This window comes from Streptomyces phaeofaciens, from assembly GCF_014648915.1.
Lineage (GTDB): Bacteria > Actinomycetota > Actinomycetes > Streptomycetales > Streptomycetaceae > Streptomyces > Streptomyces phaeofaciens.
In genome coordinates this window covers 19,805-35,261 of record NZ_BMSA01000015.1, presented here as the reverse complement: position 1 = coordinate 35,261, position 15,457 = coordinate 19,805, and the positions used below count along the sequence as shown (strand labels likewise).

Genomic DNA, 15,457 nt, shown 5'->3' with positions numbered 1-15,457 from the left:
TGGCCCGACCCGCACTGGGACATCCAGCCTAGGCGCGATCGGCGCCGAAGGCGTCGGGAACGGCGCGCGGGCTCACCGGGAGCCGGGACCCTGGCCGATCTCCACCACCCTGGCCCAGGCGGGCGGCGCCTCCGGCTCGTAGTCCGGATCGTCCTCGTAGCGGTGCGGGACCGAGGGCCGGGGGAACAGGCCCACCACCGTCCGGCAGGGCGGCGGGGCGCTCGGCCACGGCGTCTGGCCGTCGGTCAGGGCGACGACGACATCCGGCCGGGGCCGGGACCGCAGCGCCTCGGCGAACCCCGAGCGGAGATCGGTGCCCCCGCCGCCCACCAGCGGAATGCCCTCGCCCCGGCACAGCGGGTGCACCACCCGGGCCGCCGCGTCGCACGGCACCACGCTCACCAGATCCCGCCGCCCGCCCACGGCCCGCGAGATCGCCGCGACCTCCAGCAGAGCGCTGCCCAGCTCGGCGTCGCTGACCGACCCGGACGTGTCGATGACCACGCAGACCCGCGGCGGCCTGCGCCGCAGACTCGGCAGCACCGCGCCGGGCACGGACGCGGAGCGCCGCGACGGCCGGCCGTACGTGTAGTCCTCGCCCACGCCGGGTCCGGAGGCCGCCGAGCGCACGGCCGCTCCCAGCAGCTCCCGCCACGGCTGCGGCGGATGGAACGCCTCCTCCGCCCACCGCTGCCATGCCTCCGGTGTACTGCCCGGCCGGGCCTTGATGCCCTGCGCCACCCGGAACCGCACCGCGTCCCGCTCCTGCGCGCTCAGGCCGTTCGCCCCGTCCGGGCCCAGCTCCCACTCCCGGTCCAGCCCGTCGGCGCCGCTGCCGCAGTCCAGCCAGGCCAGGCTCTCGGTGTGCCGTCCGAGCCGGAACTCGCGCAGATAGTCCTCCATGAGCCGGCCCGGCGTCAGGTTCAGGAAGGACGGGTGGACGGCGCCCTCCGGTACGAGCAGCCCGTCCCCGAACACGTCGTCGTTGATCTCGCAGTCCGCGGCGATGTTCATCCGCAGCCGTTCCGCCGGTCCGGTCAGCCCGCGCTCGCGCGCCACCCGGTCGCTGCGCCCGTGGTGGTCGCGCAGCAGGTGGGACACCTCGTGCACCCACACCCCGGCCAGTTCCTCCACCGGCGTCCGGTCCACGAACCCCGGCGAGACGTAGCACCGCCAGTGCCGGTCGACGGCCATCGTCGGCACATGCCGTGACTCCACGGTGTGCAGCGCGAACAGCGCCGTCGCCAGATAGGGCCGGGCCCGGGCGGCGTGCAGCCGGGCGGCGAAGAGCTTGTCGAGGTCGAGGGTCGTCCGCGGCTCGGGGGTGCCCCGCGCATCCGTCGTCGTCGGCACCTCGGCCGACCGGGGTTCCTCCCTCGTCATCGGCCCGCCTTCGCGCCGACCGTCGACCGGGCCGCCGCGTGGTCCGCCCGGCGGGACAGTGACACCACACCGGCGAGCCGCTCGATCGACTCCGGGACGTCCCACTCCTCCCGGCGCAGCGCGGCGAGGGTGGTCGCGGGGACGACCACCAGGTCCGGGGCGCCGGTCTCCAGCGCGCGGACCAGCACCGCCCACGCCGCGTCCCAGCGCGCCTTCTCCGGACGTCCCCGGACCGCAGCCACCACACCGTCCAGGACGGCCTGGCGCAGATCGCCGCGCTCGGGCAGCTCGGCACCCGCCGGGTCGGCGAGCACCGCCTCGGGGTCGGGGAGGTCCATCCGGTCCACGCTCGCCAGCAGTTCCAGCCCGGGACCGTCCCCGACCGTGCCCCGCACCAGCAGGGAGAGCACGTCCCGGGACGAACCGGCCGCCGTCGCGAAGGCGATCAGGCTCAGCGTCATGTCCCAGCTCCGGGGCGACGGCCAGGGCCCGCCCCGGCGGGTCTCGGCGCTGGGCAGCCGGTGCACCAGCGTCGGCCGGGCGGCGAGCAGCCCGCACACCGCGCGGCGCGCGAAGTCCACGGCCTCCGTGAGCCTTGCCGGGTCCAGCCGGGGCAGTGTCGCCCGGGGCCAGGTGCCGCCGAGTCCGCGGACGACGACGTCGTGGTCGTGGGTCCACTGGAGATGCACGAACCGGTTGGCGAGCGGCGGGCTCAGCTCCCATCCGTCCGCCGCCGAGGACCGCGGATTGGCGGCGGCCACGATCCGGACGCCGGGCGGCAACCGCAGGGAGCCGATCCGCCGCTCCAGCACCAGCCGGAGCAGCGCGGCCTGCACGGCGGGCGGCGCGGTGGACAGCTCGTCCAGGAAGAGCAGTCCCCGGCCGGCCCGGACCAGCCGCACCGCCCAGTCCGGCGGGGCCATCGGAACGCCCTGCTCCGCGGGATCGTCTCCGACGACCGGCAGGCCGGAGAAGTCGGACGGCTCGTGCACGCTGGCGATCACGGTGGTCAGCGGCAGGTCGAGGGCCGCCGCGAGCTGGGTGAGGGCGGCGGTCTTGCCGATCCCCGGCTCGCCCCACAGGAGCACCGGCAGATCGGCGGCGACGGCCAGGGTCAGGGCCTCCAGCTGGATGTCGGGGCGCGGTTCGGTGGTCGAGTCGCGCAGCAGGGCCAACAGGTCCCCGGCGACATCGAGTCGGGAGGCGGGGGACGGGGCGGAGGGGGTGCCGGTGGCGGCGGGCGGGGTGGGTGCGGGCATGGTCGATCACCTTTGGGTTCGTGACGGAGGGCAGGCCGGAGGTACCCGGGGCCTTGGCGGAGGGTGGTGCGGCCGGACGAGTGGTCAGGGCTTGGTCGCGTGCCGGGGCGGCGCCTGCCCGGTGCGTACCGGGCCGCGGTCCCCGAACCGCACATGGGAGGGCCCGGGCCCGGTGAGACCGGCCCGGTACAGCCCGTACGCGATCCGCCCGCGCGCGGCCCTCTCCAGGGCGTCGCGCAGCGCGCCGCCGCGCAGTACGGCGCCAGGGCCCAGCAGACCCTCGACGACGGCCAGCGCACCGGCGATGTCGCCGTGGTTGAGGCGTTCGCGGACATCGGGCAGGCAGTCCGGACGGCGGTGTGCCTCGTCGATGATCCGCAGACAGGGCAGGGGCGTGCCGGTCAGCGCGACCAGCAGCTCCTCCCGCCGGATCTCGGCCGGATCGTGGTCCAGCGGGGCCAGCACCCCGTCGACCAGGCCGATCCGGTGCCGGGCGCCCCGGCACTCCACGACGCGCGGTCCCCCCGGCCGGTCCGGGGGCGGGGCGAGACCGGCACCGGGCGGCGGTGCGTGGTCCGGCGCCAGTGCGGCGGCGACCAGCGGATGCAGCCGGTCGGCCCCGATCAGCCCGGCGCGCAGCAGTTCCAGGTCGGGCAGCACCCAGGTCGCCGCGTCGGGCAGCATCGGCAGCCCGGTCGCGGCGCCGTCGGTGGGCGCCGGCCCGATGACCGCACGGGGGTCCGCGCCGGGGTCCGGACCGTCCAGGTCCAGCGCCACCCGCCGCCGCCCTCCGAGCCGTACGACGACCCTGGGAGGTGAGCCGGGCGGCGCGGCGGTCCCGTCCGGCCGGTCGGCCAGCAGCAGCCGGGCCTCGGCCGCCCACCGGTCCACGGCACACCGCCGTTCGCCGGCCGGCAGCCCCAGGGCTTCGGCGTCCGCGGCCCGGGCGGGTCCGTCGTCGGCGGGTCCGCCCGCCCCCGCGCGCACCCGCAGCTCGCCCGTCCTGCGCGCGTCCCACAGATGGCGGTGCAGGTCGAGACGGAAACGCCGGCTGGGGCGTGGATGCGGATGGCCGGTGCCGTTGTCGGAGCGGGGGCCGTCCCACAGTGCGAGGCTGACGCGCTGTCCGGTGTCCGCCCAGGCCGGCGGGGTCCGCACCACGAGCTGCACGGGCCGCCGTCCGCCGTCGCCCCCCGCCGGGTCGTACCGGGTGAGGGGGATGGTCAGGCCGGGGCGCAAGCGCCCGTCGGGGGCGATCCTCGGCAGGTGCCAGCGCAGCAGGTCGGGGGCCAGATGGCGGAGATCGGAGCGGATCCGGTCCGCCAGCTCCCGGCCGTGGCGGCGCGCCACGGAACGCAACTGGAGATCGACGTCGACGGACGCGGCCGCACAGGCCCCGGCCCAGTCACCGGTGAGGCGACGGGCGGTCGCGGTCTCGATCATGGAGGCCGGCACGGCGAACTCGCGCACGCGCAGCCACAGGGAAAGGCGGGAATCCTCGTTCGCGATGTGAGTGGGCATCAGCACTCACCTTGCGCGGACGGGACCCCCGATCTGTCAACAGAATGAGTGGTCATCGCGGTGATCGTAACGGGCCCCGCGCCGGACCGCCACGCCTTTTTCGCGCCCCCTCCGTGTCCTTGCGGCCCGCCCCCGGACCCCCGACCGTGGAGACACGGGCCGGTGGCGAGGAGGACGGGCGATGACGAACGGCGGTGGCACGCCGGACGCCGGGCGGCGGCGGCCGACCGTCGTCCACGAGATCAACACCCTGGTCTGGCTGCGGGAGCTGAGCGAGCGGTACGGGCGCCGCGTCACCCTGGGCACGGTGCCCGGCGAGGCCTGGGACGCGGTGGCGCCGCCCGGTGTCGACACCGTCTGGCTGATGGGTGTCTGGGAGCGCAGCCCGGCCGGCCTGCGGATCGCGCTGCGCGACGAGCGTCTTCTCGCGGAGTTCCGTGCGGCGCTGCCCGACGTCACCGCGGCGGACGTCGCAGGATCCCCCTACTGCGTACGGAGATACGTCGTCGACGCGGCCCTCGGCGGACCCGACGGCCTGGCCGAGGCCCGCGCCCGGCTGGCCGACCGGGGGCTGCGGCTGATCCTCGACCACGTGCCCAACCATGTGGCTCCCGACCACGCCTGGCTCGCCGCCCACCCCGACCGGCTGATCCGGGGCACGGCGGAGGACCTGGCCGAAGCCCCGGACGCCTTCCTGGACAGCGGCGGGGAGATCTTCGCGCGCGGCCGCGACCCGTACTTCCCGCCCTGGTCCGACGTGGTGCAGCTGAACGCCTTCAGCGCCGGGCTGCGCACGGCGACCGTGGACACGCTGGTGTCCATCGGTGACCAGGCGGACGGCGTGCGCTGCGACATGGCGATGCTGATGATCAACGACGTCTTCGCCGGGACCTGGGGGGACCGGGCGGGACCGGCGCCCGCGGAGGACTTCTGGCCGTACGTCATCCCGCGCGTGCGGGCCCGGCACCCGGACCTGCTGCTGGTCGCCGAGGTGTACTGGGACCTCGAACGGACCCTCGGGCAGCAGGGTTTCGACCTCTGCTACGACAAGCGGCTCCACGACCGCCTCGTCCACGAGGACGCGGATTCCGTGCGCGCCCGTCTCGACGCGGACCCCGGCCACCAGAGCGGCCTCGTCCGCTTCCTGGAGAACCACGACGAACCGCGCGCCGCCGCCGTCCTGCCCGGCGCACGGGGCCGCGCCGCCGCCGTGACGGTGGCCACCCTGCCCGGGGCGACCCTGTGGCACGAGGGCCAGTTCGAGGGCCGCCGGGTGCGCCTGCCGGTGTTCCTCTCCCGCCGGCCCGGCGAGGCCCCCGACGACGCCCTGCGTGCCTTCTACGGCCGCCTGTTGCCGGCCGCGGCCGCCGTGCGCCGGGGTGCCTGGCGGCGGCTGACCCCGACGGGCCGGCCGGGCGACGACTCCCACCGCGCGCTGCTCGCCTGGACCTGGACGGCCCCGGACGCCCGGCATCTCGTGGTCGTCAACCACGGAGACCGCCCGGCCCGGGCCCGGCTGCCCCTGCCGTGGGACGACCTCCGGGGCGGCCGCCACCGTCTGACGGACCTGCTCACGGACCGCACGGACGACCGTGCGGGCGACGAACTGACCGACCCGGGGCTGTTCGTGGCCCTGGAGGCCTGGGGCACGCGGGTGCTCCGGGTCGGCTGAGCGGAACCGCACTCACCCCATGCTCTTCGCCCCGTCCAGGGACTCCCGGATGATGTCGGCGTGACCGGCGTGCTGGGCGGTCTCGGCGACGATGTGCAGCAGGACCCGGCGGGCCGACCACCGGGCGCCCGGCTCGAACCACGGCGCCGACGGCAGCGGGTGGTCGGCGTCCAGGCTGGGCAGGGTGGCGACCAGTTCGTCCGTGCGCTCGGCCACGGCGGCGTACTCCTTCAGCACGCCCGCCAGCGTCTCGCCGGGCAGCATCCGGAACTCGTCGGCGCGCGCGGCGAAGTCGGCCTCGGTCATGGCGTCGAAGTCACCCATGGCCGACGGGCCCTCGACGATGAACGCCGCCCAGTTGCGTTCGGTCGAGGACACGTGCTTGATCAGGCCGCCGAGACACAGAGCGCTGGCCGTGGTCCGCTCCCCGGCCTGCTCGTCGGTGAGCTCCCGCGTGGTGAAGCGCAGGAAGTGCCGCTGCTTGGCCAGCGCCGCCAGCAGGTCCGCACGCTCGCCGGTGACGGTCTGGCCGGGGTTGGTGGAGTCGCTCATGGTCCTCTTCTTCCGTGAGTGCCGTTCCGAGGTCGAGCACTACGTTAGGAGCGATAGAGGTCAGATCCTGACCTAAAGAGGGCGGGATCTGGAAGTGGTGCCGGAACCACGTCATCGGCGGCGCCCCCGGCCGGCGGCGCGGGTGGTGAGCTCCTCGTAGGCCGGGCCGTCACCGGCGAGGACACGGTCCCACGCGCGTGTGAACAACTCGGGCACCGGCACCAGCGGGACGGCGCGGGAGCCGCCGTGCACCGGGTAGAGGCCCTGCTTCCAGAGCTCCACCGGCAGCGCGGGCGACTTGAGGTCCAGCCAGCCGCACGGCAGGAAGAGCGTGCGCCCGGCGCGCGCCCGCTTGGCCTCCACGACCAGCGCGGTCGCCGTGAGCTCGGCGCGGGCCTTCTTCGTCCGGGCGGGCTTCCAGCCGGTCCAGCGGGCGCAGTTGCGGTCCGTGGGGTCGGGCAGGGCGAGCAGCATCAGATAGAGCGCCGCCGCGTCCTCGCCCAGACCGTGCCTCGCGGCCACCTCGGCGACCAGCGCGGGCACGCTGACCGTCGGGTCCTGCGCGTACCCGGCCGGCGTCTCGAGGTCGAGACCGGCCGCGAGCGCGCGGGCCAGCCCGTCGTCGAGGATCGTCCGCACGGCCCGCATGCCCTCGCCGCGCGCCGGGCCGAGGAGCCCCTCCACCAGCCCGAACACCGGGTCGGCGGGGCCGTCGAGCGCGCCCGGCCGTACCAGGACGGCCTCCTGGGCGCCGTACCAGGGACGCAGCACCAGCGCCTCGCCCACGGGTGTCATGCCGTGCGCGTCCGCGCCGCCGGTCGCGGGCAGGCCGTACGCCTTGCGCAGCTCGACGGCGGTCGAGGAACCCTTCTCCGTCCACGCGAGGCCCAGGTCGATCAGCAGCCCCGGGTCCGCGATCCGGCGGCGCAGCGCGGCCAGGGAGTCCGGCAGGACGGCGCGCAGCGCGTGGCCGTACGGCAGGGAGTAGCCGAGCCCGGCCAGGGCCGCCACGGCGCGTGTCACGTCGTACCGGCCGGGCAGCGCCGGCGGGTCCTCCGCGACCAGGTTGCCGTCCTTGTCGGGCCGCTGGACCGTGGTGCGGCTGATCCAGGGCGTACGCCCGGGGTTGAGGACCTCCTCCACCGACGCGGTGGGCAGACCGCCGAGGGTCAGCTCCCCGACGAGGTCCTCGGGCAGCCGGACGACCTCGCCGAGCCGCTCGGCCCACACCCGGACCGCCGCGTCGACATCGGGCCCGGTCGTCCACAGGTCGCCGGGGTCCGAGGGCAGCAACGCGCCCACGAGAGCCGCCGTGTCCCGAGCCGTGACCGAGGCCAACAGGCCGTCACCCAGGCTCTTCTGACCCGGCTTCAGCCCCGTCGCGGCGCTCACCTCGGCGGTGAGCTGCGCCGGCCGCCCGGCGAGCAGCAGCGCCGCCTGCACCGGCCCCAGCCCGCCGCCCGTAGCTCCGGCGAGGGTGTCCGGCGCACAGGGCCGCCAGGGCGCCGCGCCCTTGTCCCGGACGAGCCGGGTGACGGCGGCCAGCGCGTCGGCGGGGAACACCGCCGGGTACGCCTTCTCCCGCTCCAGGGCGAAGTGGGCCACCGCGCCGAAGGCGCCGGCCGGATCGTGGTCCAGGGCCAGCCAGTTCACCCGGCCGCGCTGACCGTCGATGTTCTGGCAGCCGAGGACGACGACGGTACGGCCCTTTCGGCGCAGCACCTGGCCGACCCGCTCCGGTCGCCCGCTGTTGTCGAACGGCTCGCTCAGCACGGCCTCCCGCAGCGCACCCCCGGGCGCGGCCAGTGGCCCTTCCGCGATCGCCTCGCACAGCAGGAGCAGCGCCTCGCGGTGCGTCTCGGTCACCGTCGCGGACGCGGCGCGGTAGGCCAGCGGCCGCAGCACGCCCAGCGTGGACGGCCACACCGCGGCGATGCCCGGGACCCTGAACTCGTCGCTGCGCCAGCCCTCGTCGGCGCCCGTGTCCTGGGCCCGCCGCTCCAGCGGCCGGCCGTCGGCGGGCCGCCCGGACAGCACATGGTTGACCGCGCGGATCTGCTGGAGGACGCTCCAGCGCTGGACGCCGCCGTACCAGCCGTGGTGGTGGTCGGCGAGCCCGGTGGTGGCCTCGCGCAGCGTCTGGTCGTCGCCGTACTCGGGCTTGTACGTGGCGAACATGCCGTCGATGTGCCGGCGCTCCGTCTGCGAGCGCTCGGCCGGCGGGGCCACGAACGCGGCCGTCGACTCGGCGAGCCGCAGCACCGCGCGCAGCAGCGCGGCCACCCCGGTGAGGAGCCGCCGGTCGCCCAGTTCGGGCAGGTCGCGGGCCACCAGCTCCCGGATCACCTCGTCGGCGGTCGGCACGACCGGCTTGCCGCCCGCGCGGGCCTCGGCCGCGCCCGCCGCCACGATCCTCGCCTGCCGCTCCGCCAGGGCCTCGGCCCCGGCGCGCACCAGCTCGGCCGCCCGCTCGTCGGTCAGCGCGCGCAGTACGGCCGACGCCCGCTCGTCGCGCGGGCGCAGCGCGTGCCAGAACGCGACCGGCGGGACGAACGCCGTACCGGAGGCGAACTCGCTGCCGCGCTCCATCGGCGTCACGCGGCCCAGTTCCCCGGCCGCCGACGTGTCGTCCCCCGCGTACAGGGCGATCTGCCGGTGCATACGGACCACGACGGGCTCGGCCCCGCCGGGCAGCCGCAGCGCGCCCAGCGGAACGCCGGGGGCACTCCCGTCGCCCGCCGGCCGGGTGACGGTCCGGCCGTCCGGTGTCCCGGCGACCGTGCGGGCCTCGGCGCCCTCGCCCTCCCTGCGCACCCAGCGGCCCAGGACCGTGCCGTCGGTGCCGAACGGGCTCTGCTCCAGGCCGGGCTGGAGCGGCAGCACCTCGCAGTACTCCGGGAGCAGCGTCCCGTCCGTACCGCTCCCGGTGCGCAGGAGCGCGGGCAGCGAGGCGCGCCCGTGGGTGCCGGTCGCCGGGTCGTACTCCAGCCAGACCTGCTGCCGGCCCTGCCGGCCCTGGCGCCAGTACGTGGTGCCGTCTCCGAGGACCGGGCGGCCGGCCGGCAGGACGGTGTCGCCGGCGTGCAGGGTGCGTCCGCCGGTGGCGCGGCCGCCGCCCGGCAGCGGGATCGAGGGCTCGCCCGCGTCACCGCTGCCGTACCAGTACTGGGGGATCTGCTCCCCGCCCAGCGGGAACACCTCGGCGGGGCGGGCCGACCAGTAGCCGAACTGCTTGCCGTTGTGCCGCCACATCACCAGCAACTGGCCGTCCGTGTAGCGGAACGACGGGCGCTGCCAGCGGTCCAGTGCGACGGGCAGCCGCAGATCGTGGTCGAGCAGGATCCCCTCGGGTCCGACGACGAACGCCTTGAGCCCGCGGGAGACGATCAGTGCGGGCCAGGCCTCGGTGACGGTCGGCGCCCTGTCCTGGTCCCGGTCGGGCTTGGTCTCGGTCTCGATCCGGCGCAGCGCCTCGTCGAGCGCGGGCCAGCCCAGCTCGTCCAGGACGCCCGCGCGCAGGGTGCGCCCGAGCAGCGGTGCCGCCTCGTGCGCGGCGACCAGGGCCACCGCGGCCGGGGCGACGCGGGCGGCCACGACACGGAAGGAGCGCATCCGCTCCAGCGCGGCGCGCGCGGCGGGCAGCCCGGCCGCGGCCGTCAGCTCCTTCGCCGCGTCCTCCAGCCACTCGCGCAGCACATCGGCGAGGACCGGATGGGCGGCCAGACCCTCCAGCACCTCGGCCTTCGGCCGCTGACCGCCCTGGGTGCCGATCTCGTCGTACAGCAGGCGCCGGGCGCGCGGGTCCGCCGCCGTCGCCGTCAGGTCGCGGGCGCCGGGCCGGGTCTCGCGCAGCCAGCGGTCCACGCCCAGGAACACCACCTGGCCGTCCTCCGGCAGCGCCAGCGGCACGCCCTGCGCCACGCACAGGTCGAGCAGGTCGAGGTCGGCCCCGTTGTGCCAGCGGCCCGTGGCGAGGGCGACGGGCCGGCCCTGGGCACGCAGCCGGGGCGCCATCCGCGCCACCAGCGCCAGCGTGGCCGGGGACCTGCCGCACAGGTTGCCGCCGTGCTTGCGGTGCAGCGCCCACCGGCTGAGCCAGTCCGCCGCGTCGACCCCGTCCGCCGCCGCCCCGGCCTCGCCCGTGAGCAGCAGGTCCGCGCCGCACTCCGTGAGCAGCCCCAGCCAGAACTCGTCGTCCTCGACGGAACGGCCCAGCCCGGCCGGCATGATCTCCAGCAGCCGCCCGCGCACCTCCGGCTGCCGCTCGGAGAGGGCGGCGAGGGCCTCGCGGTAGGAGTTCCAGAAGGACGCCGGGGCCCGGACCGCCGCCGGCGAGGCCACCAGATCGTGGACCAGCGCGGCTTCCTCGGTGACCCGGTCGAGCTTCGCGGCCCTGATCAGCCCGCGCGCGTCCTGCGGCAGCGAGGCGTACGGCGGCATGCCGGCCGCGCAGCGCTCCACGGTCAGCTGCCGGAACTGCGCCCATGCCCGCGCCGGGTCGAGCCGCGCGGCGAGCGCCTTGACGTGCTCCTTGAGCGCCTTCACCGTCAGCGCCCCGGCGAACGCGAACTCCAGGAACACCGCCCGCTGCCGCTCCTCGTCCACCGCCAGCCCGTGCACCCGCTCGGCCTCGCGGGCCTTGCCGAAGAACGCGGCGGCGTACGTGGTGTTCTCGTGCTGGAGGAAGACCCGGGCGGCCTGCTCGTAGAACGTGGGCAGGAAGTGCGGCACCGCCCGGCCGAGCCGGGTGCCCAGCTCCTCGAATCCCTCCTTGGCCGTACCGGGACGGGCCTTGGCCTGCTGCGCCAGCCGCTCGATGTCCCGGACCAGCGCCAGCGCGTGATGGCCGTTCGCCGGGTCGTTGACCAGCGCCCAGGCGGGGAACCCGAGCGTCTCCCGGCGTACCCGACCGACCTCGGGGGCCTCCGCGTCGCGGGCCAGGCCGAGGAAGTCCAGCGCCAGGTCCTCCGCCTCGCCGAGGGTGCCCGGCACCAGCCGGACGACCGCCCGCTCGCCCAGCGCCGGGTGCGTGTAGGTGCGGACGGTGAGCGTGTCGGCGTCCTCGCGGGCGGTCCCGCCCGAGGGCAGGATCGCGCCCGCGTCGAGCAGCACGCCGGCCGTGGTGTCGTCGTACGTGGTCATGCCGCCCGCTCCTCGTCCTCGATGTCGCGTCCCGCGTACAGCGCGGCCGCCATGCGCATGCCCTCCGACCAGGCCACCGGCCCGACCTGACCGAGCCTCAGCACCCGCCCGGCGGGGTCGGTGAAGACCAGGGGGCCGGTCTCGGCCTCCTGGTAGCCCTCGTAGTCGCCGACCCACACGCGGGCCTCGACGGCGCGGCCGTCCTCCAGCACGGAGCAGACGGCGTTGCCGCCGCGCACGCGGTAGCCGAGCTGGGTCACCCGGCCGTGCAGGAACCGCTGTTCCTTGAACGCCCCGCCCGCGTACTCCTCGACGGAGGTCGCCTCGGCGTCGAGCGTGGCGGGCTTGTGCCACACCTCGCGGAACAGCTGATGGGCGCGCTGCGTCAGCCCGAGTTCGACGGCGAACTCGCGCAGCTCCTCCAGGTCGTCGAGGAGCACCGGGTGCGGCAGACGGACGAGGTCCGGGGTGATGCGCACGCTGTCGCCGTCGAGGTCGACCAGTCCGAGGCCGCGTTCGGGGTCGGCGTCGCGAAGGAATCCGGCCACCTCGCCGTCGGCCCCGGTGACGACGAGGTCGCGCAGGGCGGCCTGCCACGCGGGGTCGCTCCAGACCCGGGTGACGACGGCGAACGGCACCGGCAGGGAACGCACCATCCACCGCTCCACGTCGGCGAGGCACTGCCGCTCGTGCCGCTCCAGCCACTCGGTGAGCCGGCGCAGTCCCAGCACCGCGGGATCGTCGGCGATCTTGGGCGGTACGGACTTCAGCACCCGCCCGGCCGCGTTGCGGCACACCACCTTGCCGTCGTCGAGGGCGACCTCGTAGTCGCCGGCCGACACCCACCCCATGTGTGCCTCCCGCACCCGCAGTGATCAAGTGACGGGAACTGTAGATCAAGCCACTGACAACGGGGGATCAGGTCACCGACCACGGGGAATCGGGCCGCCGGCTGTCCGGATCGGGCCGGCGTGCCCGCGTCCGGGGCGAGGACCTCGGCGGCCGGCGGGTCGAGGACCGGCGTGGTGAGCATGTGGAGGATCGCTGCCGTCCGGGCGGGCCCGTGCCCAGGGGGAAGCGGACGTCCCCCCGCGCACGGCCCCGCCCCGGTGCGAGCGCCGCGACCGGTGGGACCCGTGGGCCCCGGGGCGGATCAGCCCTCGACCCAGCCGTGGTTCTTGGCGAACTGCGCCAGGCCGCCGCGGACCTGGACGATCTGCTCGCCCGTGAGCGAGGGCGCCGCCGTCAGCAGCGCCTCCGTGACGTCCCGGACGAACTCCTCCGTGCTGAGCACATCGCACAGCACGTCGTCGTCGGCGGCCAGCGGCTTGCCGTCCGCCCCGCGCGCGAGCCGCACGCCGGACGCCTTCGGACCCCGCTCGCCGTCCTCGATCTCGAACTCCACCACGATGCCGCGCCGCACCTGCGACTCGGGCATCAGCATGTCGTTGACGTGCAGGAAGACATCCTCCCCGCCGTCGTCGGGCGCGATGAACCCGTATCCGCGCTGGCTGTCGAAGCGCACCACACGACCAGCAACCATCCCAACCCCCAGCAACCTCGAAACACCCACGTCGGTGAACCTGCTCAGATCGTAGTCAAACCGGCCACCCGCGGGCGAGTCCCGGGGGACCGGCCCGCATCAGCCCTCCCGGTACAGCTCCGTGAGCAGCTCGATCACGGACTGGGCGGCCGGGTGCGGGTCGTCGCGCCACCACATCACCCGGACGGCGACGGGCTCGGCGTCCCGCACCGGCCGGTAGACGACACCGGGCCGCGGGTACTGGTTGGCGGTCGACTCGGCGGTCACGCCGACACTGCGGCCCGTGGCGATGACGGTGAGCCAGTCGTCGACGTCGTGGATCTCCTCCGTCGCGGGCCGCGCGTCCGCCGGCCACAGGTCCAGGGTGGTCGTGCCGGTCCGGCGGTCGATCAGCAGGGTGCGCCCGCTGAGGTCCGCCAGCCGCACCGAACGGCGCCGGGCCAGCGGGTCGTCGGCGGCCAGCGCGCACAGGCGCCGCTCCAGCCCCACGATCGCCGAGTCGAAGCGCCGGTCCGACGGCGGTCTGCGCACCACCGCCATGTCACAGGCGCCCTCCGCCAGCCCCGCGCTGCCGGAGTTCACCCGCACGAGCTGGAGCGCGGTCTCCGGCCGCCCGGCCGCCCAGCGGCGCTGGAAGGCGAGGGTGTGCCGGCCGAGGGCCGACCACGCGTACCCGATCCGCAGCCGGGTGTGGCCCGAGGCGGCCTCGCCGACCAGTGCGTCCACCTCGCCGAGCACCCGGCGCGCGTGCGCCGCGACCCGCAGGCCGGTCGCGGTCGGCGTCACCACACGCGAGGTGCGCCGCAACAGCCGTACGCCCAGGGCCCGTTCGAGGGAGGCCAGGGTGCGGGACACGGCGGCCTGGGAGACGCCGAGCACGGCGGCGGCATCGGTGAAACCGCCCTCGTCGATGATCGCGACCAGACAGCGCAGCTGGCGCAGTTCCACACCCGGAGTATCCATGACTCCAGCGTATGGCTGAAGCCGTGCATGCATTTTGCGCAAGGCCGCGCCGGGTGGACGATCCCGGTATGCCTGCCGCTCCCTCAGCCTCGACCACCGCTCCCTCGGCGGCTCCCGCAGCGGAGCCCGAAGGATCGCGCCGGCGTGCCGTCGGCATCGCCACCATGGTCGGCAGCGGTCTGTCCAACCAGACCGGCGCCGCGATCGGCTCCCTGGCCTTCCCCGTCCTCGGCCCCACGGGGGTCGTCGCGGTCCGGCAGTACGTGGCCGCGCTCGTCCTGCTCGCCGTGGGCCGCCCCCGGCTGCGGTCCTTCACCCGGGAGCAGTGGGGGCCGGTCCTGCTGCTGGCCCTGGTGTTCGGGACGATGAATCTGTCCCTCTACACCGCCATCGACCGGATCGGCCTCGGGCTCGCCGTCACCCTGGAGTTCCTCGGCCCGCTGACCGTCGCCCTGGCCGCCGCGCGCCGCCGGATCGACGCCGCTTGCGCGGTGACAGCGGCGGCGGGCGCCGTCACGCTGATGCGTCCCCAGCCCTCCACCGACTACGTCGGGATGGGCCTCGGCCTGCTGGCCGCCGTGTGCTGGGCGTCGTACATCCTGCTCAACCGGACCGTCGGCCGCCGGCTGCCGGGGGTGCAGGGTTCGGCGGCGGCCTCGGCGGTCTCCGCGCTGGCGTTCCTGCCGGTCGGGGTGTTCGTGGTGCTCCGGGAGCCGCCGACCGCGCCGGCCGTCGGCTACGCCGTCGCCGCCGGTGTGCTGTCGTCCGCCGTGCCGTACCTCGCCGACCTGGTCACACTGCGCCAGGTGCCCCCGGCGGCCTTCGGCCTGTTCATGAGCGTGAACCCGGTGCTCGCCGCGCTGGTCGGCTGGATCGGCCTAGGCCAGGGGCTCGGGCTCGTCGACTGGACGGCGATCGGGGCCGTCGTCTGCGCGAACGCGCTCAGCATCCTCGCGCCGCGCCGCTGAGCGGGGCCGGTGCTCAGTCCTCGGAGGCGGCGCGCTCGGCGTTCCGCTTCTTGATCCGGACCGTCTCCTTGCGGACCTCGGCCTGGGTGGCGCGCTCCTTCTCCAGCCACTCCGGCTTCGCGTCCTTCAGCGCCTCGATCTGCTCGGTGGTCAGCGCCTCGGTCACCCCGCCCCGGGCCAGGCCCGCGATGGACACGCCCAGCTTGGCCGCGACCACCGGACGGGGGTGCGGGCCCCTCTCGCGCAGCGTCCGCAGCCACTCGGGCGGGTTCGCCGTGAGCTCGTTCAGCTCGGCGCGCGAGACCACGCCCTCCTGGAACTCGGCGGGCGTGGCGGGGAGGTACACACCCAGCTTCTTCGCCGCGGTGGCGGGCTTCATCGTCTGGGCGGTCTGCTGCGACTTCATACGGTCCAGGGTATCGGCCGCCGACGAGACCTCCGACCACAGCCGGTA

At 75.6% G+C, this 15,457-nt stretch carries 11 protein-coding genes; 2 read left to right on the top strand and 9 right to left on the bottom strand.

Annotated elements, in window-relative coordinates; genetic code table 11:
* Positions 1-72 precede the first annotated feature (72 nt).
* From IE275_RS24225 to IE275_RS24215, 3 genes are all read right to left on the bottom strand, one after another.
* Entirely contained in the window at positions 73-1,383 is a 1,311-nt protein-coding gene (locus IE275_RS24225) for a vWA domain-containing protein (protein WP_189713500.1), read from the bottom strand.
* Entirely contained in the window at positions 1,380-2,642 is a 1,263-nt protein-coding gene (locus IE275_RS24220) for an AAA family ATPase (protein ID WP_189713499.1), read from the bottom strand. The genes IE275_RS24225 and IE275_RS24220 overlap by 4 nt, the downstream gene beginning before the upstream one ends.
* An 84-nt stretch (positions 2,643-2,726) precedes the next feature.
* A complete protein-coding gene (locus tag IE275_RS24215; RefSeq protein WP_229870497.1) occupies positions 2,727-4,163 on the bottom strand; it encodes a hypothetical protein in 1,437 nt (478 codons plus the stop codon).
* A gap of 181 nt (positions 4,164-4,344) precedes the next feature.
* On the opposite strand from IE275_RS24215, the gene IE275_RS24210 reads away from it, so the two are divergent.
* On the top strand, positions 4,345-5,835 hold the full coding sequence (locus IE275_RS24210) for an alpha-amylase family protein (RefSeq protein ID WP_189713498.1): 1,491 nt from the start codon (positions 4,345-4,347) through the stop codon (positions 5,833-5,835).
* Positions 5,836-5,847: 12 nt separating this feature from the next.
* Here IE275_RS24210 and IE275_RS24205 read toward each other — a convergent pair whose 3' ends face one another.
* The 5 genes from IE275_RS24205 to IE275_RS24185 form a co-directional block, all read right to left on the bottom strand.
* Positions 5,848-6,387 (bottom strand): DinB family protein, encoded by a 540-nt coding sequence (locus tag IE275_RS24205; RefSeq protein WP_189713497.1) that lies wholly within the window; start codon positions 6,385-6,387, stop codon positions 5,848-5,850.
* Positions 6,388-6,498: 111 nt separating this feature from the next.
* Positions 6,499-11,529, bottom strand: a complete 5,031-nt coding sequence (locus IE275_RS24200) for a hypothetical protein (protein ID WP_189713496.1) — start codon at positions 11,527-11,529, stop codon at positions 6,499-6,501.
* Entirely contained in the window at positions 11,526-12,380 is an 855-nt protein-coding gene (locus IE275_RS24195) for a DUF4132 domain-containing protein (protein WP_189713495.1), read from the bottom strand. The genes IE275_RS24200 and IE275_RS24195 overlap by 4 nt, the downstream gene beginning before the upstream one ends.
* A 302-nt stretch (positions 12,381-12,682) precedes the next feature.
* Positions 12,683-13,072, bottom strand: coding sequence for a cold-shock protein (locus IE275_RS24190; RefSeq protein ID WP_189713494.1), 390 nt, complete (start codon positions 13,070-13,072; stop codon positions 12,683-12,685).
* Between the two features lie 99 nt (positions 13,073-13,171).
* Positions 13,172-14,035: a LysR family transcriptional regulator gene (locus IE275_RS24185; protein WP_189713493.1), complete on the bottom strand. Its 864-nt coding sequence runs from the start codon at positions 14,033-14,035 to the stop codon at positions 13,172-13,174.
* 68 nt (positions 14,036-14,103) lie between these two features.
* Between IE275_RS24185 and IE275_RS24180 the strand changes: the two genes are divergently transcribed.
* Entirely contained in the window at positions 14,104-15,003 is a 900-nt protein-coding gene (locus tag IE275_RS24180; RefSeq protein WP_229870495.1) for an EamA family transporter, read from the top strand.
* Positions 15,004-15,016: 13 nt separating this feature from the next.
* Here IE275_RS24180 and IE275_RS24175 read toward each other — a convergent pair whose 3' ends face one another.
* Complete coding sequence (locus IE275_RS24175) at positions 15,017-15,409, bottom strand: DUF5997 family protein (protein WP_189713491.1); 393 nt, start codon at positions 15,407-15,409, stop codon at positions 15,017-15,019.
* Positions 15,410-15,457 lie beyond the last annotated feature (48 nt).

Coding starts and splice junctions, on each gene's coding strand:
- IE275_RS24195 (WP_189713495.1), bottom strand. CDS start 12,380: ATGGGGTGGGTGTCGGCCGGCGACTACGAGGTCGCCCTCGACGACGGC.
- IE275_RS24180 (WP_229870495.1), top strand. CDS start 14,104: ATGCCTGCCGCTCCCTCAGCCTCGACCACCGCTCCCTCGGCGGCTCCC.
- IE275_RS24225 (WP_189713500.1), bottom strand. CDS start 1,383: ATGACGAGGGAGGAACCCCGGTCGGCCGAGGTGCCGACGACGACGGAT.
- IE275_RS24200 (WP_189713496.1), bottom strand. CDS start 11,529: ATGACCACGTACGACGACACCACGGCCGGCGTGCTGCTCGACGCGGGC.
- IE275_RS24185 (WP_189713493.1), bottom strand. CDS start 14,035: ATGGATACTCCGGGTGTGGAACTGCGCCAGCTGCGCTGTCTGGTCGCG.
- IE275_RS24220 (WP_189713499.1), bottom strand. CDS start 2,642: ATGCCCGCACCCACCCCGCCCGCCGCCACCGGCACCCCCTCCGCCCCG.
- IE275_RS24210 (WP_189713498.1), top strand. CDS start 4,345: ATGACGAACGGCGGTGGCACGCCGGACGCCGGGCGGCGGCGGCCGACC.
- IE275_RS24190 (WP_189713494.1), bottom strand. CDS start 13,072: ATGGTTGCTGGTCGTGTGGTGCGCTTCGACAGCCAGCGCGGATACGGG.
- IE275_RS24175 (WP_189713491.1), bottom strand. CDS start 15,409: ATGAAGTCGCAGCAGACCGCCCAGACGATGAAGCCCGCCACCGCGGCG.
- IE275_RS24205 (WP_189713497.1), bottom strand. CDS start 6,387: ATGAGCGACTCCACCAACCCCGGCCAGACCGTCACCGGCGAGCGTGCG.
- IE275_RS24215 (WP_229870497.1), bottom strand. CDS start 4,163: ATGCCCACTCACATCGCGAACGAGGATTCCCGCCTTTCCCTGTGGCTG.